The sequence below is a fragment of the Amycolatopsis sp. VS8301801F10 genome, assembly GCF_046195355.1.
Classification (GTDB): domain Bacteria; phylum Actinomycetota; class Actinomycetes; order Mycobacteriales; family Pseudonocardiaceae; genus Amycolatopsis.
In genome coordinates this window covers 5,484,408-5,502,899 of sequence record NZ_CP176065.1, presented here as the reverse complement: position 1 = coordinate 5,502,899, position 18,492 = coordinate 5,484,408, and the positions used below count along the sequence as shown (strand labels likewise).

General features: G+C 70.7%; 17 protein-coding genes. 11 read left to right on the top strand and 6 right to left on the bottom strand.

Annotated elements, in window-relative coordinates; all coding sequences use genetic code 11:
• Nucleotides 1-34 precede the first annotated feature (34 nt).
• Nucleotides 35-1,186 carry an MFS transporter gene (locus F9C11_RS25995; RefSeq protein ID WP_409179967.1) on the bottom strand — a complete coding sequence of 384 codons (1,152 nt, stop codon included), beginning with the start codon at nt 1,184-1,186 and terminating at the stop codon, nt 35-37.
• Nucleotides 1,187-1,270: 84 nt separating this feature from the next.
• Here F9C11_RS25995 and F9C11_RS25990 point away from each other — a divergent pair, with 84 nt between their 5' ends.
• Nucleotides 1,271-1,606, top strand: coding sequence for an ArsR/SmtB family transcription factor (locus tag F9C11_RS25990; RefSeq protein ID WP_409179966.1), 336 nt, complete (start codon nt 1,271-1,273; stop codon nt 1,604-1,606).
• Between the two features lie 421 nt (nt 1,607-2,027).
• Here the strand turns inward: F9C11_RS25990 and F9C11_RS25985 are convergent, their stop codons facing one another.
• The gene (locus tag F9C11_RS25985) at nt 2,028-4,733 is read right to left on the bottom strand and encodes a glycoside hydrolase family 2 protein (RefSeq protein WP_409186979.1); all 2,706 of its coding nucleotides are present in this window, start codon (nt 4,731-4,733) and stop codon (nt 2,028-2,030) included.
• Between the two features lie 373 nt (nt 4,734-5,106).
• Here F9C11_RS25985 and pqqA point away from each other — a divergent pair, with 373 nt between their 5' ends.
• The 5 genes from pqqA (at nt 5,107) to pqqB (ending at nt 8,187) form a co-directional block, all read left to right on the top strand.
• Entirely contained in the window at nt 5,107-5,202 is a 96-nt protein-coding gene (pqqA, locus tag F9C11_RS25980; RefSeq protein WP_409179965.1) for a pyrroloquinoline quinone precursor peptide PqqA, read from the top strand.
• Between the two features lie 100 nt (nt 5,203-5,302).
• A complete protein-coding gene (gene pqqC, locus F9C11_RS25975) occupies nt 5,303-5,983 on the top strand; it encodes a pyrroloquinoline-quinone synthase PqqC (protein WP_409179964.1) in 681 nt (226 codons plus the stop codon).
• Nucleotides 5,984-5,987: 4 nt separating this feature from the next.
• Complete coding sequence (gene pqqD, locus F9C11_RS25970; protein ID WP_409179963.1) at nt 5,988-6,260, top strand: pyrroloquinoline quinone biosynthesis peptide chaperone PqqD; 273 nt, start codon at nt 5,988-5,990, stop codon at nt 6,258-6,260.
• Nucleotides 6,251-7,324, top strand: a complete 1,074-nt coding sequence (pqqE, locus tag F9C11_RS25965; RefSeq protein WP_409179962.1) for a pyrroloquinoline quinone biosynthesis protein PqqE — start codon at nt 6,251-6,253, stop codon at nt 7,322-7,324. The genes pqqD and pqqE overlap by 10 nt, the downstream gene beginning before the upstream one ends.
• Nucleotides 7,321-8,187 carry a pyrroloquinoline quinone biosynthesis protein PqqB gene (gene pqqB, locus F9C11_RS25960; RefSeq protein ID WP_409179961.1) on the top strand — a complete coding sequence of 289 codons (867 nt, stop codon included), beginning with the start codon at nt 7,321-7,323 and terminating at the stop codon, nt 8,185-8,187. The genes pqqE and pqqB overlap by 4 nt, the downstream gene beginning before the upstream one ends.
• Nucleotides 8,188-8,273: 86 nt before the next feature.
• Here pqqB and F9C11_RS25955 read toward each other — a convergent pair whose 3' ends face one another.
• Nucleotides 8,274-9,029, bottom strand: a complete 756-nt coding sequence (locus F9C11_RS25955) for a nucleotidyltransferase domain-containing protein (RefSeq protein ID WP_409179960.1) — start codon at nt 9,027-9,029, stop codon at nt 8,274-8,276.
• A gap of 74 nt (nt 9,030-9,103) precedes the next feature.
• Between F9C11_RS25955 and F9C11_RS25950 the strand changes: the two genes are divergently transcribed.
• Nucleotides 9,104-10,480 (top strand): hypothetical protein, encoded by a 1,377-nt coding sequence (locus F9C11_RS25950; protein WP_409179959.1) that lies wholly within the window; start codon nt 9,104-9,106, stop codon nt 10,478-10,480.
• 114 nt (nt 10,481-10,594) lie between these two features.
• Here the strand turns inward: F9C11_RS25950 and F9C11_RS25945 are convergent, their stop codons facing one another.
• Nucleotides 10,595-10,783 carry a hypothetical protein gene (locus F9C11_RS25945; protein WP_409179958.1) on the bottom strand — a complete coding sequence of 63 codons (189 nt, stop codon included), beginning with the start codon at nt 10,781-10,783 and terminating at the stop codon, nt 10,595-10,597.
• Nucleotides 10,784-10,856: 73 nt separating this feature from the next.
• Between F9C11_RS25945 and F9C11_RS25940 the strand changes: the two genes are divergently transcribed.
• From F9C11_RS25940 to F9C11_RS25930, 3 genes are all read left to right on the top strand, one after another.
• Entirely contained in the window at nt 10,857-11,759 is a 903-nt protein-coding gene (locus tag F9C11_RS25940; RefSeq protein WP_409179957.1) for an NAD-dependent protein deacetylase, read from the top strand.
• 133 nt (nt 11,760-11,892) lie between these two features.
• Nucleotides 11,893-12,738, top strand: coding sequence for an LLM class flavin-dependent oxidoreductase (locus F9C11_RS25935; protein WP_409179956.1), 846 nt, complete (start codon nt 11,893-11,895; stop codon nt 12,736-12,738).
• A 101-nt stretch (nt 12,739-12,839) separates the two neighbouring features.
• Nucleotides 12,840-15,203, top strand: coding sequence for a glycoside hydrolase family 2 protein (locus tag F9C11_RS25930; RefSeq protein WP_409179955.1), 2,364 nt, complete (start codon nt 12,840-12,842; stop codon nt 15,201-15,203).
• Between the two features lie 2 nt (nt 15,204-15,205).
• On the opposite strand, the gene F9C11_RS25925 is transcribed toward F9C11_RS25930, so the two are convergent.
• Nucleotides 15,206-16,396: a cytochrome P450 gene (locus F9C11_RS25925; protein ID WP_409179954.1), complete on the bottom strand. Its 1,191-nt coding sequence runs from the start codon at nt 16,394-16,396 to the stop codon at nt 15,206-15,208.
• Nucleotides 16,397-16,414: 18 nt separating this feature from the next.
• Nucleotides 16,415-16,924: a PadR family transcriptional regulator gene (locus F9C11_RS25920; RefSeq protein ID WP_409179953.1), complete on the bottom strand. Its 510-nt coding sequence runs from the start codon at nt 16,922-16,924 to the stop codon at nt 16,415-16,417.
• A 124-nt stretch (nt 16,925-17,048) separates the two neighbouring features.
• On the opposite strand from F9C11_RS25920, the gene F9C11_RS25915 reads away from it, so the two are divergent.
• On the top strand, nt 17,049-17,876 hold the full coding sequence (locus F9C11_RS25915; protein ID WP_409179952.1) for an LLM class flavin-dependent oxidoreductase: 828 nt from the start codon (nt 17,049-17,051) through the stop codon (nt 17,874-17,876).
• Nucleotides 17,877-18,492 lie beyond the last annotated feature (616 nt).

Genomic DNA, 18,492 nt, shown 5'->3' with positions numbered 1-18,492 from the left:
ACCCGCCGTCCCCCCGTCTGTCCACACTGGACGCTCACCGGACCGCGGGCTTCGCCGCCCGCCGCTCGGGCGCGGTGCCCGCCGCGACCCCGAGCACCGCCGCCGCCAGGACCGCCGCCGCGGGCCCGAGCCACCCCGCTCCCGCGTTCGCCAGCACCACCCCGCCGAGCCCCGCGCCGATCGCGGTCCCGACGTAGTTCATCGACCCGTTGAGGCTCAACGCGACCGCCGCGACGTCCCCGCCCGCCACGAACACCCGGTTCTGCTGCGGGATGAACAGCATCGACCCGAGCACGCCGAGCACGAACAGCACCACGAGCGTCGGCGCGAACCACCGCTGAACGACCGACAACGAGCCCGCGGCGACCACCACGACCGCCAAGCTGACCACGATCACCCGCAACGACGCGAACCGGTCGGCCACCCGCCCCACGAGCCGGTTCCCCAGAAAGAACCCCGCCCCGTTGACCAGCAACGCCACCAGAATCGCGCCCGCGCTGCCCGGCGCGCTCACCCCCACCACCGCCGAGGCGTACGCCATCAGCAAGAACGACGGCGCCAGCACCAGCGCGCTCACCGCGAGCAACGTGACGATCCGCGGATTGACCAGCACCCGCAGCCGCTCGCGCATCGTCGTCGCCGGCAACGTGATCGACGGAACGAACGCCCCCGCCAGCACCGCCGCGACCGCCGCCAGCACCACGATCGTCCACAACGTGCCGCGCCACCCCCACACTTGCCCGATCAGCAGCCCGAACGGCACCCCGAGGACCGCCGCGAGACTGGATCCCGCGCCGATCACCGCGAACGCCCTGGCCCGCCGCTCCGGCGCCGCGAGCACCCCCGCGACCGCGAACGCGTTGGCCTGAAACGCAGCCGCCCCGAGCGCCGCGACGACCCGCCCCGCCACCACGACGCCGAACGTCGGCCCCGCCGCCTGCAACACCATCCCGACGAGAAACGCCCCCATCCCCGCCCCGATGACGACCCTGCGGTCCGCCCTTCCGGCGAGCGTCGCGATCACCGGAGACCCCACCGCATACGCGACCGCGAAGACCGTCGTGAGCTGCCCCGCGGCCGCGACGCTCACCGCCAGGTCCCGCGAAATGTCCGAAAGCAGCCCAGGCAGCACGAACCCGTCCACCCCGAGCACGAACGTGCCCGCGGCCAGGATCACCAACCGCACACTATTCGATGATTGTCGAATCGTCACATCGCGAAGCATAAACTACACTTCGACGACGGTCAAAACATCGAAGGAGCCCCACCCGTGCCGCGCACGCTGCCCGAGCCGTCCGTCGAGTCGTTCGACCTGACGGTGATCCTCAGCGCCCTGGCCGACCCAGGCAGGCGCACCCTGCTGAAGGCGATGTATCAAGCGGGGGACCCGATCGACTGCGCGACGCTGGTGGAAAAAGCGAACCTGGGCCTGAGCAACCCGACGATCTCGCACCACTACCGAGTCCTCCGCGAAGCAGGCTTGACCCGCACCGTGGCCGAAGGCCGCCACCGCATAGTCCACGTCCGCCGCGACGAGATGGAATCAAGATTCCCCGGCCTGCTGGACGCCATCCTCACCGCCCCCGAACGCACCCTGGACGGCTGACCCCGCACTCCGAGTGTCCACAGTGGACACCGGTCGCACCCTCACCAGGCTTCCGCGAGGGGAACCCTCAAACCCTCAGAGTCCCTCAGGATTCCTCTCACGGCCGCCCGACGTCCGTGAAGGCACCTTCACGGACACCCCTCCCGCGACAGCCGCACCGGGATGCACCCCACCCGAAAACCGCCGCCGATGCACCCAACGATCAAGGCACCCAGCCCCACCGCAACCGCTGCACCCAAACAGCGAGGCACCCAGCCCCTCCCCCGCCCCCGATACAAAGCCGCCCTGCGGTTCGGGGGTGCTTGTCAAGGCATCTTTCCCGCCTTGACAAGCACCCCCGAACCGTCAGCACAATGAGAAATCGGGGTGCCCCACGCAACCACCCGCCTGCAATGTCGCCGCCAGGCGACGAGCAGCCACCTCACCCCCCAAACGCAGCCACCGCAGGAGAAACATCCAATGCCTCCCGATTGAACGTCACCTCCACCCCCCGCCCCCGCAACCGGGACGCCCGCTGATCAACCTTCCACCCGTCCACCCGAACCCCCACCTCCGGATGCCGCAACACCTGCTCCGCCCCCAACCGCACCCGAACGCTAACCTCTTCCCCACCCACCAAATTCAGATAATTATCACTGAACGCAGCCGGAAGAACCCGCTCCCCAGTCCGCACGTCATACACCTGCAAATGCACCATCAACGCCACGGCCTCGCCACTATTCCGCACGTCAACAGCCACCTCGACCCCATCCCGCGAACGCCCGGCAATCACCGAAACAGCAGCCGCATCCATCCCGTCCAGCCCGGCAAACCCCACCGCCCGAGCAGGATTCTCGACCCAGTAAAAACTCCGGACCACCCCCCGAGCACCCCTGAACAACAACCGAACAAACACAACCTCAGACGACACCCCCTCCATCAGCGAAGCAACATTCCCGACCACCGCCCGATCAGAACCCTTCACCCCGGCAACCGGCAACGAACGACGCGAGAATTCCACGCCGTCCAACCCGTAAAGCGAAACATCCACCGCACCCCGCACCACCGCCCGCGAATGATTCGCCACCACCACATCGAAACTCCGCGCATCCAGCACCACGTTGACCCGCCGGCAAGCGTGCTGAACCGCATAAAACGCCGAATGCGCCTCCAGATCATGGCTGTACATCTGCCAGACGAAACTAGGCTGCGCAGGATTGGTCATCCACATGATGACCCCGGTCCGCGGATAAGGCCCAGCACTTCCCATATGCGCCACCGGAGCCTCATAAATAGCCCGAATGCACTCGTAATTCATCATCTGCGACTTGCGCGCGAAGTCGGGAAGATTCCGCACCTCCCCGTACCGCTCGGCAGTAAGCCGCAGATACCCGGCCCCGCCCCCGTTCCCCCCGTTCCCGTTCACATCCCGGTCGGCCCAGAAATCGTCCGGCCGCTCCCACGACCCCTCCGGCAGCATCTTCCGGATGAACTCCAGAGTCGGAATCGAATAAGACCCCACCTCATTGCGAAACGGCGGCCACTGCGTCCCGTCATTGAGCGAAAAATGCCGGGCAGGCGGAACCCAATGGTACGGCCCGCCGGACCGGTACCCGTCGATCGGATTCTCCCCGGTGTCCCCGGCGGAACTGGTCAAGACCACCCGCTGCGGATCCAGCTCGGCGACCAGCGCGTCGAGCCCGTCGATCAGCGGCTGCGGCGGCGGCCCCTCGTTGCCGCCGCACCAGAGCAGCACCGACGGATGATTGCGGAACCGCACGATGCAGTCGCGGATATTGGCCAGGTCCCGGGCGACGTTCTCCGCGGGCGGCCCCTCGGTCGAACAGAAGAAGTCCTGCCACACCAAGATCCCGTACTCGTCGCAAGCGGCGAAGAAGTCCTCGGTGCTGCTCTGGCCGTTCCAGTTCCGGATCAGATTGAGGTTGGCGTCGCGATGCAACCGGACCTGCTCCCGCAACCGCTCCCGCGGAATCCGTTTCAGCGCCTCGTCCATCCCCCAGTTGCCGCCCATCACCAGGATCGGCTGATTGTTGACCGTGATCGCCAGGCACTGGCTCACCGCCCCGGACGGCGACCGCATCGGCGTCGTGTACTCGATCCGGCGAACCCCGAAGTTCAGAGCCCGTTCGTCGTAGATCTGACCACCGGACTCGACGCTGACCGCCAGCCGGTAGAGATACGGATCGCCGTATCCGTTGGGCCACCACAGCTTCGGCTGCTCCAATCGCAGGCATGCCAGGTCCTTCGACGTCAGCACCACCGTCGACGCCCCCGCCGGAACGCGGACCGTCCGCCGGAACTCGCGCCCGTCCAGCGATCCCTTCACCACCACGGGCTTCTCGACCGCACTGTCCAGCGCGAGCTCGATCGCGACCTCCGCCGTGCGCAAGTCCGGCGACAGCGTCGAGGTGACGTGCACGTCGGCCATCCGGACCAGCCCAGTGGTATGCCAGCTGACCGGCTGCCAGATCCCCAGGTCCCGGTCCGGGATGGTCGGCAGCCAATCCCAGCCGGCGGCGCAGAAGAACGTCGGCCCGTTCTTCAGCGTGATCCCGGTCGGCCCGCCGTTGCGCCCGCCCCGCGTCACCCCGCTGGCGTAACTGGGCAACGCGGGCGGGTCGGCGTAGTCGAGCTTCCCGACCAGCACCGCCAGCCAAGCGACGCCGTCCGCCTTGGCGGCGATGTCCGTGACGTCGAAAACGGCACGCTTGAACGCGCCTTCGACGGTGCCGACCCTGGTCCCGTTGAGCCAGATCGTCCCGAGATAGTTGATCCCGTCGAACTGCAGCCAGAACCGCTGCCCCGGAAGCAGTCTCGGCACCCGGAACGCGACCCGGTACCAGTAGCCGGTGTCCTTGAGCGTGTCCGGGACGGTGTCGGTCACGATGTGGCCGTACAGCGGATCGGGATACTCGCCGTTGGCGATCATGCTGGTCAGCGGCGTCCCCGGAACGACGGCGGGCTTCAGCCCGGCGACTTCCGCCGCGCTCGCCAGCACGCTCCCGTCCGCCGAGCCGTCGGCCGCGGCAAAGGTCCAGCCGCTGCCGATCTCCCCGCCGCCGACCGGCCGCGGCCGAGCGTCCTCCGCGGCCCCGGCGGGGCCGGCCGTCCCGAACGCGCCGAGCACACCACCGCCCGCGACTGCGATCCCGCCGGACAGAAACCGCCTGCGATTTACCTGGGTCACGTCGCTCCCAGAGCCTCTGACATCGTTGTCAACCGCACTTGAACCCTATTATTCGGCCGCCCGCGGTCCCGATGTCAACCGACCGCAGGAGGTTTCCGCGCCGCCGCCCGGTTTCTGTCGGGCGGACAACCGGCCGCCCGGCGGCGCAGAGTGAGCAACCCGCTGCGCCATCGGAAGGAATCTTTACAAAGGAAGCGGGAAATCCCTGCCCGCCCCTGGCGACCGGCCGCCTTGCGCTTTTAGGGTGACGGCGTTCGCGGCGGGGACGCGTGCCCCGCTCACCGGTGCACCACCGAAGGAAAGCGAGTTTCCCATGCCCGAACCCGCCGAAATGTGGACCGCGCCCGACTTCGTCGAATACGAAACGCCGATGGAGGTCACCGCCTACGCGGCCCGCCGGGAGGAGTGATCCGCCGGACGGGGCCGGTCCGCCGCGGTCCCGTCCCTTCCCGGAAAACCTTACCGCTCAGCGAGAATACCGGAGTACGCGAATGTCCACAGTGCACCCGATGAGTCCGGCGGAGTTCACCGGAGCCCTGCGCGGCCTCGCGCCCCGGTACTGGGGCGGCCATCCGTTCCACCGGCGGATGCACGCCGGCGAGCTGACCGAGCACGAGCTGAAACTCTGGGCCGCGAACCGCTGGTACTACCAGCGCATGCTGCCGCAAAAAGACGCGGCCATCGTCAGCAATTGCCCGCTCCCGGAAATCCGCCGGCTCTGGCTGGACCGCATCGTCTACCACGACGGTGCCGTCGAGGGCGAAGGCGGAGCCGAACGCTGGCTGCGGCTGTGCGCCGCGGTCGGCCTGGACCGTGCCGAAGTCCTCGACGAACGACACGTCGCCCCGGGCGTCCGGTTCGCTGTCGACGCCTACGTCACCTTCGCCCGCACCAAACTGTGGGTCGAAGCCGTCGCCTCCGGGCTGACCGAGATGTTCGCCGGGCACCTGATGCAGCAGCGCGTAGCCGACGTCCTCGCGAACTATTCGTGGATCTCCCGCGCCGACCTGGCGTATTTCACCAACCGGATCGACAAGGTCTCCGGCGAGGGCAAGGACACTTTGGACATTGTCGTGCAGCACTGCGTCACCCGCGAACAGCAAGAGAAGGCGGTGGCGGCGCTGTCGTTCAAGTGCGACGTCCTGTGGTCGATGCTCGATGCCATCGAACGCGCCGCGGCCAAGGAGTGAGCCGATGGACGCCATCACCGCCGCGTCCGTGCCGAAGCTGCGCGTCGGCGTGCGCTTGACGTTCGATCACGTCCGCGGCATACCTGTGCTGTTGTTCCCGGAAGGCGTGCTGGTGCCGAATTCCACCGCCACCGCGGTCCTGGAGCTGTGCGACGGGACCACCCCCGTCTCCGGCATCGTCACGAGGTTGAGCAGCCGGTACCAAGGCGTCCGGGAGAGCGACGTCCTCGCCGTGCTGGCACGGTTCGGCCAACGGCGGGTGATCGAATGGACGTGACCGCGCCGCTCGGCCTGCTCGCGGAACTGACCCACCGGTGCCCGCTGCACTGCTCGTACTGCTCGAACCCGGTGGAACTCGTCAGCCGGGCCGCGGAAATGTCCACCGCGGAATGGACCGGCGCACTGTCCCAGGCCCGGGAGCTAGGCGTGCTCCAGGTCCACCTCTCCGGCGGAGAACCGCTGGCGCGCGCGGATCTTCCGCACCTGGTCGCGCACGCGAGCGGCCTCGGCTGCTACGTCAACCTCGTCACCTCCGGACTGGGCCTGAGCGAGCCTCGGCTGGCCGATCTCGCCGAACGAGGCCTGGCCCACGTCCAGCTCTCCGTCCAGGCCGCCACTCCGGACCGCGCGAACCTGCTCGCCGGAGCGAATGCCTTCGACCGGAAACGGGCCGCCGCCGAGCTCGTCAAAGCCGCGGGCCTGCCGCTCACCGTCAACGTGGTGCTGCACCGGCAGAACCACGACCAGCTGGCCGACCTCATCGCCCTGGCCGAGTCGATGGGCGCGGACCGTCTCGAGCTGGCCAACACCCAGTACTACGGCTGGGCCCTGCGCAACCGCGCCGCGCTGATGCCCACCCGCGCGCAACTGGCCGCCGCCGAACCCGTCGTCCGCGCCGCCGTCGAACGGCTCCGCGGCACGATGGAGATCATCTACGTCGTCGCCGACTACTACGAACCGTTCCCCAAGCCCTGCATGCACGGCTGGGGCGCGCGGCAACTCACCATCGCCCCCGACGGCACCGTCCTGCCCTGCCCCGCCGCCAGCGCGATCACGACGCTCACGCTCGACAACGTCCGCGACACCGCCCTCGCCGACATCTGGTACCGCTCGGCGTCCTTCGCCGCCTACCGGGGCGAGGAGTGGATGCGCGATCCGTGCCGCACCTGCGACCGCCGCGCCACCGACTTCGGCGGCTGCCGCTGCCAGGCGTTCCAGCTCACCGGCGACGCGGCCAACCCCGACCCCGTCTGCTCCCGTTCCCCGCATCGCGGCACCGTCGACCTGATCCTCGCCGCACCGTCCACTTCGGACTTGATCCCGCGCGGCCCGGCCCGATGAAAGTCATCCTCCTGGGCACCGCGGCCGGCGGCGGCTTCCCGCAGTGGAATTGCGCCTGCGCCGCCTGTACGTCGGGCTCGCCCCCGCGTACGCAGGACAGCGTCGCCTTCAGCGCGGACGGCCGGGGCTGGCACCTCCTGAACGCCTCGCCCGACATCCGCGCGCAAATCCTGGCGACCCCAGCCCTGCGCGCCGGACCGGGCCCGCGCGAGACACCGCTGCGCACAGTCCTGCTCACCGACGCGGAACTGGACCACACCCTGGGCCTGCTCATGCTCCGCGAGGCAGCCGACCTGACCGTGCACGCCCCCGCCGCCGCGCTGCACGCACTGACCGACCACTTCCCGGCCCGCCCCGTCATCGACGAGTACCACGGCTGGAACTGGCTCCCCACCACCGAAACCACCCTCGACGGCCTTCACGTCACCTCGTTCCCCGTCAGCGACAAACAACCGAAATACGCCCGCTCCTCCCCTCGCCCCGGCCCGTGGGTCGTCGCCTACCGCATCCACGACCCGTCGACCGGCGGCACCCTCGTCTACGCCCCCTGCCTGCACACCTGGCCGCCCGGCTTCGACACGTTCACCGAAGGCGCGAGCCTGGTCCTGCTCGACGGCACCTTCTACCGCGGCACCGAATTCACGACCACGACGACCGCCGACCCGGCCGCCCAGCAGGCGATGGGCCACGTCCCGATCACCGAAACGCTGCCGAGGCTCGCACCCCGCCCAGGCACGACGAGGTGGGCTTACACGCATCTGAACAACACGAACCCCGTGGTAGACCCGACTGGTCCAGAGCATGCCGCGGTGGTGGGTGCTGGAGCGGAGATGCCGCCGGATGGAACCGAGTTCATCCTCTGACCGAGGCGCCGGTCTCCGCACTGACCAGCCGTGGGGATCTCGCCAGCGCCGAACCCGGAAACCCGTCGCACCGCACCAGCTTCCGGCTATTCGGCTCCAGCCTGCCCGAGCAGAGCACAAGCAGTCGCGAACGCCCCCGCCAGATCGTGCCCCATCCCCGCCACCACGTCGTCCAGTCCGCGCAGCCCCGCCCGTTCCAGCAGGGTTTTCTCGTTCGTCACCCACTCCCCTCGCGCGGCCAGCACCGCGTGCCCGGTCTGCATCGCCGCCACCCCGACCGACGCCGCGGTCTCCGCGACGCGGCCGTGCTTCGCATACGCCGACTTCGCGTACTCCAACGTCCGCTCCGCCGAAGCACGCCAGAACCGGGGAGCGTTCTCCCGCAGCAGTTCCGGGTACTCCGGCCGCGGCAGTTCGCCGCGCAGCACCCGGTTCAGCGCCAGCTCCGCCACCACCAGGTAGCTCGGGATCCCGGCCAGGTGGAACGCCAGCGCCTCCCAGTGGAACCGGCCCTTCTCCGCCTCGGCGAGTTCGTGCTCGACCACGTCCAGGTCCCGGTAGTGCACGTCGACCGGACGTCCGTCGACGGTCAGCCACGCGCCTCCATTGAAGACGCCGCCGCCCCATTCGCCGAGTTCCGACACCGAGCCCGGGAGACCGAGCGCGCGCAGGTCGGCCGGGTCGAACGCGCCGCGGTAGTACACCGCGTAGTCCCAGTCGCTGTCCGGCCGGTGGGTTCCGCGCGCCCGCGAGCCGCCCAGCGCCACCGCTTCGACTCCGGGCAAACCGGACAGCAAGCCGGCCACGTGCTCAGCGAACGTTTCCTCGTCGTTTTCCCGCATCAGGAGAACATGCCATGAAACTCTGCCAAGATCGCCGGTATTTCGCCGATTGCCCGTCCGGCCTGGGGGTCTGAATGCACCGATTCCGCACGATCGCGCTCGCCGCTGCCGCCGTCACCGCGCTCGGCGCCGCGCCCGCGAACGCCGCGCAACCCTTCACCGACACCGTCTTCGCCGCTACGCACAACAGCTACTCCGGCAACGTCGACGGCGCGAAGGGGTCCATCTCCTACCAGCTCGACCACGGTGTCCGGTTCATCGAATTCGACATCCACGACAACGGCTACGCCACCCGGCACGACTACGGCATCGGCCACAGCTCGCCCGGCGACCTCGTCGACCACGCGGGCAACCCGGCGTCCGACAGCCTCCGCGACTGGCTCGCCGCGGTGAACGCCTGGTCCGTCGCACACCCGGACGCGGCGCCGATCGTCGTCATGCTCGACCTGAAAGACGACCTGACCGACAACGACTCGTTCGCCGCCGGGAACCTGGCCGCGGTCAACGCCGAGCTGAGTGCCGCGTTCGGGCCGCGGCTGCTCTCCCCCGCCGCCTACCGCGCCGGCGCGACCACGGATTCCTTGCGCGGCAAGGTGCTCCCGCTGCTGTCGGGCGACGGCGGCACGCGCGCCGCGTATCGCCGGGACGTCGGGTATCACCCGGCGGTCGCGGTCAACAGCCGCGGCCAGGTCGTGGAGGTGCACGACTCCGGCGGCGGCGCGCTCTGGTACTGGACCGGGCAGCTCGGCGCGGACGGACGCGTCGCCTGGCAGCGCCACGGCCGTTACGACAGCGGCCAGACCCCGGCGGTCGCGCTCGACGACTCCGGCCGGATCGTCGAGGTGCACCAGTCGCCCAGCGCCGCCACGCTCTGGTACCACACCGGACAGCTCGGCGCGGACGGCGAGATCAGCTGGTCGGCCAGCCATCAGTACGACAACGGGGTGCTGCCGACGGTCGCGTTCACCAGCTCCGGGATCCGCGAAATCCACCGCAGCCCGACGAGCGGGCAGAACTGGCAGTGGCGAGGCACTCTCGACTCGTCCGGAGGGACGGTGACCTGGATCGGCAACGCGAAAACGTCCGATCCGCGTTACGACAAGGCGAACGCCGGGCGAATCTCTGTCGCCACCGGCGCCGACGGGTCCACGCCGGCGCAGACCCTGCGCTACTCCACCGCTCTCGTCACCGGCGGCCGCGTGCAGTACCAGCAGGTCGCATTTGACGAATACCAGCAAGGGGATCCGGCCGAACTTCAAGACGCGCTGTTCTACGGGGCCCCGGCGAAGGAATCGGCGTTCCTGGTCGCCGCGCGCAAGAGCGGGCACGCGGTCCGCGGCTGGGACTTCGACGACGCGGGCCTGGCCACCGATCCGCTCGTCAACTACCCGGCCACCAACCATCCGTACGACGACTGGTACCGGCGGCTCACCGGGAACGCCGCGCGCTGACAAGAGAAAGGCCCGCGCTCCGCCACCCCGACGGGCAGAGCGCGGGCCTCGCCCACCGGCTGGAGGGTCGGTGTTCCTCCCAAGAACACCGGCCCCTCCGGTCGATGAGCGGCCTCAGGCGGCTCGCTGCTTCAGCCGAGCCGCCCCGACGGCTGCGACCGGCATCGACGCTTCCCGCAGCGCCGCCCGTTCGACCGGCCGCCGGACCGCCCCGCTCGGAGTCCGCACGCAATATCGCTCCACGGATTCCATCAGCACGGCGGCGACCATCACGACCACGGGCGTAGCCAACGCGAACCACATGGTGGCTTTGGTACCCAGCCGCGCGGAAAACCAATCGCCCGTGCCCCGGGCGGGGGGCCGTTAGACTGGCGGCGTGCGCACGCGACCGACGCTGACCTGGGCCGGACCCGGCGAACCGCTTCCGCGCACGGGCACGGTCGCGGACGTGGCGAAGATCGTCGCCGGGCGGCGGGTGCTCGTGCTCAGCGGCGCGGGGCTGTCCACCGAATCCGGCATCCCCGACTACCGCGGCGAAACCGGCAGTCTGCGCAAACACACGCCGATGACCTACGGCGAATTCGTCGCCAGCGAGGCGGGCCGCCAGCGGTACTGGGCGCGCAGCCACCTCGGCTGGCGCACCATCGCGCGGGCCGCGCCGAACGACGGGCACCGCGCCGTTTCCGCGCTGCGCGCCGGCGGCTGGCTCTCCGGGGTCATCACGCAGAACGTCGACGGCCTGCACCGCGCGGCGGGCACCCCGGGCGTGGTGGAACTGCACGGCAACCTCGACCGCGTCGTCTGTCTCGGCTGCCGCCGCACCACCCCGCGCGAGGACCTCGACGCCCGGCTGCGCGCGGCCAATCCGGATTTCGGCGCCGTGGCGACGCGGATCAATCCGGACGGCGACGTCGAACTGGCCGAGGACGTCGTCCGCACCTTCCGTACCGTCCCGTGCGCGAGCTGCTCGGGCGTGCTGAAACCGGACGTGGTGTTCTTCGGCGAGAACGTGCCGCGCGCCCGGGTGGAGCGCTGCTACCGGATGGTCGACGAGGCCTCCGCGCTGCTGGTGCTGGGATCTTCGCTCACCGTCATGTCCGGCTTGCGCTTCGTCCGGCGCGCCGCCAAATCCGGCAAACCCGTCGTGATCGTCAACCGCGGCCAGACCCGCGGCGACGAGCACGCGACCGTCCGCGCGGACCTGCCGCTCGGCCCCGCGCTCACCGAGCTGCTGGCCGTGCTGGAAAACGCGTTGCCCCGCCCGAGCGCCGCCGGATAGGCTGCGGGCACTCCGACGGATCGGTCCCCGGAAGCACGCCGCAGAGCGGACCGGCCAGCCTGCACGCACTCCCAGGCCCAGGAGCGGGCGGCAACCCTGTAATTGTCGACCCAGTTTTACCGGAGGTTCTCCGATGTCCCTCGGCATTGGCCTGCCCATCAGCGACCCCGCCGCCCTGCTCGAGTGGGCGCGGCGCGCGGACGCCGGCCCGTTCCGCACGCTCGGGCTGCTCGACCGCCTCGTCTACGACAATCCCGAACCGCTCACCGCGCTCGCCGTGCTGGCCGGCGCGACCACCCGCGTCCGGCTGCAGACCGAGGTCCTGCTCGCGCCGCTGCGCGAGACCGCGCTGCTCGCCAAGCAGGCCGCCACGCTCGACCGGATGAGCGGCGGCCGGTTCGTGCTCGGCCTCGGCGTCGGCGGCCGCGAGGACGACCACCACGCCGCCGGCACCCCGCTGCGCGACCGCGGCCGCCGCTTCGACCGGCAGCTCGCCGACCTGTGCCGGCTGTGGTCCGGCGAACCGCACAGTCCCGAAGCCGGTCCGATCGGCCCCGCTCCGGCCCGCGAAGGCGGCCCGGAGCTGCTGATCGGCGCGTTCAAACCCAAGGCGCTGGCCCGCGTCGCGCGCTGGGGCGACGGGCTGCTCGCCGCCGCTCCCCCGTCGTGGGCCGGCGGGCTGTTCGACACGGTGCGCCGCGACTGGCAGGAGCACGGACGCGAGGGCGAGCCTCGGCTGGTCGCGCAGGTGAACGTCGCGCTCGGCCCGGATTCCGTCGCCGACGAGGCGAAAAAGGCGATGGGCGAGTACTACGCGTTCACCGGAACGGCCGAGCAGATGGTGAGCGGGATGCTCACCGAGGCCGGCGAGATCCGGGCCGCGATCCGCGCCTACCGCGACCTCGGCGCGGACGAGGTGATGCTCTACTGCTGGGGCAGCGACCCCGGCCAGGTCGACCGGCTCGCCGACCTCTGCTGACCCTTTCCGAACAGCACCGGAAGTAAGCTCGCGCCCATGGAGGCGTCGACGTTTCCCGGCGATTTTTCCGCGCCCTGCCCGGGAACCGCCCGTCGGCGGGGATGACCAACCGGCGGGCGTTCCTGCTCGGGGCCGGCGCGGTGCTCGCCGGATCGGGCGCGCTCGCGGCCGCGCTTTCCCGTCCCGCGCCCCCGGCGGCGCGGGACGGGTTCGGCGCGGACTGGCTGTTCGGGCCGTACGCGGCGGGCAGCACCGAGCCGGACTTCGATGACAGCGGGATGGCGCCGGTTTCGGTGCCGCACTGCGTCGTTCCGCTGTCCTGGCAGGATTGGGACCCGGCGGACTGGCAGCACCTCTGGGTGTACCGCCAGCATTTCCCCGCGCCCGCGCAGCTGCGGCGGAACCGGGCGTTCCTGCAGTTCGACGGGGTGCTCAGCGCCGCGACGGTGTACCTCAACGGCCGGCTCGTCTCCGCGCGCAGCGGCGGCTACCTGCCGCTGCGCTGCGAGGTCACCGGTCTGCTGGCCGAGAAGGAGAACGTGCTCGCGGTGGTCGTCGACGGCCGCTGGCAGCAGAACACTCCGCCGGACCTGCCTGAATTCCCGAACCCGGCCGCCATCGACTTCTACCAGCCCGCCGGGATGTACCGGGAAGTCCGGCTGACCGGCGTGCCGCAGACCTTTCTGTCCGATGTGTACGCACAGCAGCTCGCCGTACTGACGCCGGACCGCGAGGTGCTGCTGCATTGCACGGTGGACTCGGCCAAAGCGGTCCGCGGCCCCGTCCGGCTCACCGCCGTGCTCAGCCAGGACGGTGCCGAGATCGCGTCCTCCTCCACCGACCTCACCGGGCTGCCGAAGGGCGACACCCAGGTCACGGTGTCGCTGCGGGGCCTCGAAGCGGTGCGGCTGTGGGATCTCGACGACCCCGCGTTGTGCGACATTCTCGTCACGCTCGCGGTCGACGGCCGGAAAGTGCACACCTACCCGGTGCGCACCGGACTGCGCGCCGCTCAGTTCACTGTGGACGGTTTCCGGCTGAACGGACGGCCGCGCAAGCTGTTCGGGCTCAACCGGCACCAGTGGTACCCGTTCGTCGGCGGCGCGATGCCGGACCGAGTGCAGCGCCGGGACGCTCAGCTGCTGAAAGAAGACCTGAACTGCACGATGGTGCGCTGCTCGCATTACCCGCAGGCGACGGCGTTCCTCGACGCCTGCGACGAACTCGGCGTCCTGGTGTGGGAGGAACTGCCGGGCTGGGACCACGTCGGCGACACCGCGTGGCAGGAGCTGGCGGTGCGGGACGTGCACGACATGATCGTGCGCGACCGCAACCATCCGTCGATCATCGTCTGGGGCACCCGGGTGAACGAGACGCTCGGCCAATACGCGCTGTACGGAAGGACGGATCAGCTCGCCGCCGAACTCGACCCGATGCGGCCGTGCACGGGCGCCGTCGCCGGCGAGCGCGGTTACGTTTCGCCGCTGTACCCGGTGAAAGCGGGCGGCGGGGTGTTCTCGTTCAACGACTACAGCCGCCCGCGCCCGCCGGGTTCGCCGCCGCCGCTGCGCCCGCCGCGCCGCGGGGTCCCGTACCTGGTCAGCGAAGCGATCGGCACGCTCGTCGGCCCGGCGTACTTCCGGCGGACGGATTCCGTTGCGGTGCAACGGGAACAGAGCATGCTGCACGCCTGGGTGCACGACCGCGCCGCGTCCGATCCGCGCTACAGCGGCCTGCTCGGCTGGTGCGGTTTCGACTATCCCTCGGGCTGGTATCACCATTACCGCGGCGTGAAATACCCGGGCGTGATGGATTTCTTCCGCAACCCCAAACTGGGCGCGGCGTTCTACCGGGCACAACGCGATCCGTCCCGCGGCCCCGTGATCGAACCGGCTTTCTACTGGGATTTCGGCCCCGGTTCACCGCCGGGCGGGCCGGGCCGCGACGCGATCGTCTGGTCGAACTGCGAGGTGCTGGTGGTGACTGTCGCGGGCAAGCGCCCGGTCACCGTGCGCCCTGATCGCGCGCGGTTCCCGCATCTGGCGTATCCGCCGTTCGCGCTGGATCTGCGGGTGAACGGCCGGGCGCGCCCGGAGCTGGCCATCGAAGGCCGGATCGGCGGGCAAACGGTGCTGCGACGGCGGTTCAGCGCGGACCCGGCGTACGACACGATCGCGGTAACCGCCGACGACCACCAGATCGCCGCCGACGGCGCGGACACCACGCGGGTCGCGCTGCGCTTGCTCGACCGTTACGGCGCGCCGCGGCCGCACGCCCGCGGAGTGCTGGCTGTTTCGGTGACGGGACCCGGCGTGCTGATCGGCGACCCCTACCTGGACTTCGCCGCACTCGGCGGCGCGGCCGCGGTGTGGATCCGGTCGATGCGCGGCGCCCCCGGCACCATCACCGTGAGCGCCACGCATCCCTTCGTCAACACCGGAACCGCCACCATCGAATCAGCCTGACCTCACCACACGACCGGAACCTGCGAAACCCCGCCCGTCAGCCGATTCGCCCGCACCTCCAGCTCGTCGACCGGAACGGCCAGCCGGAGATCCGGGAAGCGGCGGAACAACGTCGTGAACACCACGCGCAGTTCCGTCCGCGCCAGGCTCGCGCCGATGCAGAAGTACCCGCCGTAGCCGAAAGCGATGTGGGAGTTGGGTTTGCGGTCCGGGTCGAACTCGTGCGCGTCGGCGAACACCGACGGGTCGCGGTTGGCCGAGGCGGTGGAGATCATCACCGCGTCGCCGCGCGGGATGCGGACGCCGCCGATCTCCACGTCCTCGTGCGCGTACCGGAGCAGGCCGAGCCCGCCCGGCGCGGACATCCGCAGGATTTCCTCCACGGTGGCGTGCACGCGGCCTTCGGGGTCGGCGGCGAGCGCGTCGCGGCGGGAGAGGTCGGTGAGCAGGAACAGCACGCCGAGGTCGATCCGGTTCGACGTGGTCTCGTGGCCGGCGAACAGCAGCCCGGCGGCGAGCCTGCCGAGGTCGTCGTCGGTGAACGCCGGGTCCTCGGCCTGCGCGGCGACCAGGTCCGACACCACGTCCTGGCCCGGGTTCGCGCGTTTCGCGTCGGCGAGGCCGGACATGTATGCGGTGAACTCGGTCATCGCGACCTCGGCGTCGCCGCCGCTGTCGAGCACGCCGATGCGGTCGGAAAGGGCGCGGAACTTCTCCCGGTCCTCGTACGGGACGCCGAGCAGTTCGCAGATCACCAGCACCGGCAAGGGAAACGACAGGTGCTCGTGCAGGTTCGCCGGCGAGCCCGCGGCTTCCATCCCGTCGAGGCACCGGTCGGCGAGTTCCTGGATCCGGCCGCCGAGCCGGCGCATCCGGTTCGCCGAGAACGCCGGGACCAGCAGGCGGCGCAGCCGGGCGTGTTCGGCCTGCTCGGTCTCGAAATCGCCCTGCGGCCCGTTCAGCACCGCGGCGTCGGAGACCGTCGAGGCGTCCTCGGGATGCGGGTGGGAACGGCCGAACCGGGGGTCGGCGAACACTTCCCGCGCCTGTTCGTACGCGGTGACGAGCCAGGCCGGGTCGCCCGCCGGGGTCGTCACCGGGACGATCGGGCCTTCGCGGCGCAGCACTTCGTACAGCGGCGCGATGTCCAGGACGTTCGGCCTCGCGAACGGCAGCTGGGTTGGGGTCGGCATGCGGGGTCCTTCCTCGGGTCAGCCCGCCCGCGTGCGCAACGACGCGAGCCAGTCCTGTTCGTTCTCGGCGCGGCGCTGGACCTCGGCCAGCACGAGCCGGCTCCACGGGTCGGTCTGCCCCGCGCCGAGCTTGGCCAGCCGGTCCCGCTGCGCCGCGACGGCGGCCTGGCGGGCGTCCAGCACGCGCAGCCGTTCCTCCGGCGCGAGCCTGCCGAACCCGGCGAGCCGCGCCAGGAACTCGGCCGGGTCCCCGGCCAGCTCCGGCGGCAGGTCGGCGAGCAGATCGTGCAGCAGCTCCCGCCCCACGTCGGTGATCGTGTAGACGTGCCGCGGCGGCCGCCCTTCCTGCGGTTCGGCGGTCCGGGTCACCGCGCCCGCCTCGGCGAACCGGCGCAGCGCCGGGTACAGCGAATTGTTCGACAGCGCGCGGCCGCTGGATTCCTCGACCTGCTTGCGCAGTTCGTAACCGTGCCACGGGCGCTCGGCGAGCTTCGCGAGCAGGAGCACGTCGATCCACACATAGGTCACCGTAACCTAGGGTCCGGTGACCCGGCAACGGCCGAACGGCCTAGCCCGGCAGAAGATCTCCGCCCGGTTTTTGTCGGTGCCTCCCGATACGGTCGGGTTCGACCGATCCGGAGGGGGATCTTCGATGACCGACCGCGTCCGCCATGGCCTGTACCTGCCGCCTTTCGGCCCGTTCGGCGACCCGGCCGTGCTGGTCGAGCTGGCGGTCCGGGCCGAAGCCGCCGGCTGGGACGGCGTGTTCCTGTGGGACCACGTAGTGCCCGCGATGCCGCCGATCGCCGACCCCTGGACCGCTCTCGCCGCGATCGCCCAGGCGACCGGCAAGGTGCTGCTGGGCCCGATGGTCACCCCGCCGAGCCGCCGCCGTCCGTGGGTGCTCGCGCGCCAGGCCGCCACCGTCGCGCGCCTGTCCCGAGGCCGGTTGATCCTGGGAACCGGCCTCGGCTCCGACGAAACGGGCGACTTCAGCCGGTTCGGAGATCCGTCCTCGCCCGCCGAGTTGTCGTCGCGGACCGACGAGGCGCTGGAGATCGTCCGCGCGATGTGGGCCGGGACGCAGGTGCGGCACGAAGGGCGGCACTACGAGGCGAACCTGGAAGCCGCCGCCCCGGAGCCGTACCCGATTCCGGTGTGGACGGCCAGCACCACCGGCCACGAACGGGTCCTGCGCCGCGCCGCGGGAAGCGACGGGATCTTCCCGAACCCGGGCCCGCGGCCGCCGTCGCCGGAGGCGTTGGCGAGCCTGGTGGCTCGAGTCCGGCCGCCGGACCGCCGGTACGACGTCGCGGTCTCCGGCAACGCGAGCCCCGCGTGGGACGACCCGGCCACGGTGGACCTCGCGGCACTCGCGGAGGCGGGGATGACGTGGTGGATGGAATCGCTGATCCACTTCGACCCGCTGGAGCTGTCGCTGGCTGTCGTGGACGCCGGACCGCCCCGGATCGGGGGGTGATCGCGCTGTTCGCGGGGCTTCGCGCGGCGGGGACTCCGACCGCTCCCTGGCAGCACCTGTTGCCGTCCGGGGCGTCGGTGCGGCAGTCTGCCGCCGCCCCGCTGCGATCCGCCTCCCACCACGCCTAGGCCGCGCCGGTCGACGCCGCTGAGGACACCGCACGCCTAGAACGCGGCCCGGCGTGCCCGGAGGGTTCGCACCCCCGAACCGAGGCAACCACGCAACCGGCTGCCGCACCGAAAACCTGCCTTCAGCAAGGCAGACCGCCACCACCGCCGATCCACGCCAACGCCGCCCGCCCGCCGTCGCGCCCAAGCCCCCGCCCCGCCAGCCCAAACCGCCACCACCGCCGATCCACGCCAACACCACACACCCGCCGTCGCGCGCAAGCCTCCGCCCTGCGAGCCAGACCGCCACCGAACGATCAACCACTATCGACCACGGGCATCCACCGACCGCTCCCCCGCCTGCCCCGGCCGAACCGATCAGCGCGGCGACCCTCGCCGTCCCGACGCTCGCCAGTGCGGGCTGCACGGCCGCGCTCCCGCGAAGGTCCGCGAGGGGTCAGATTCCGTCGGTCGTCGCCAGGCAGCTCCCTAAGCAGTGGCAAGAAATT

Coding starts and splice junctions, on each gene's coding strand:
- pqqC (WP_409179964.1), top strand. CDS start 5,303: ATGAGTCCGGCGGAGTTCACCGGAGCCCTGCGCGGCCTCGCGCCCCGG.
- F9C11_RS25950 (WP_409179959.1), top strand. CDS start 9,104: ATGCACCGATTCCGCACGATCGCGCTCGCCGCTGCCGCCGTCACCGCG.
- F9C11_RS25955 (WP_409179960.1), bottom strand. CDS start 9,029: ATGCGGGAAAACGACGAGGAAACGTTCGCTGAGCACGTGGCCGGCTTG.
- pqqA (WP_409179965.1), top strand. CDS start 5,107: ATGCCCGAACCCGCCGAAATGTGGACCGCGCCCGACTTCGTCGAATAC.
- F9C11_RS25915 (WP_409179952.1), top strand. CDS start 17,049: ATGACCGACCGCGTCCGCCATGGCCTGTACCTGCCGCCTTTCGGCCCG.
- F9C11_RS25935 (WP_409179956.1), top strand. CDS start 11,893: ATGTCCCTCGGCATTGGCCTGCCCATCAGCGACCCCGCCGCCCTGCTC.
- pqqD (WP_409179963.1), top strand. CDS start 5,988: ATGGACGCCATCACCGCCGCGTCCGTGCCGAAGCTGCGCGTCGGCGTG.
- pqqE (WP_409179962.1), top strand. CDS start 6,251: ATGGACGTGACCGCGCCGCTCGGCCTGCTCGCGGAACTGACCCACCGG.
- F9C11_RS25945 (WP_409179958.1), bottom strand. CDS start 10,783: ATGTGGTTCGCGTTGGCTACGCCCGTGGTCGTGATGGTCGCCGCCGTG.
- pqqB (WP_409179961.1), top strand. CDS start 7,321: ATGAAAGTCATCCTCCTGGGCACCGCGGCCGGCGGCGGCTTCCCGCAG.
- F9C11_RS25930 (WP_409179955.1), top strand. CDS start 12,840: ATGACCAACCGGCGGGCGTTCCTGCTCGGGGCCGGCGCGGTGCTCGCC.
- F9C11_RS25925 (WP_409179954.1), bottom strand. CDS start 16,396: ATGCCGACCCCAACCCAGCTGCCGTTCGCGAGGCCGAACGTCCTGGAC.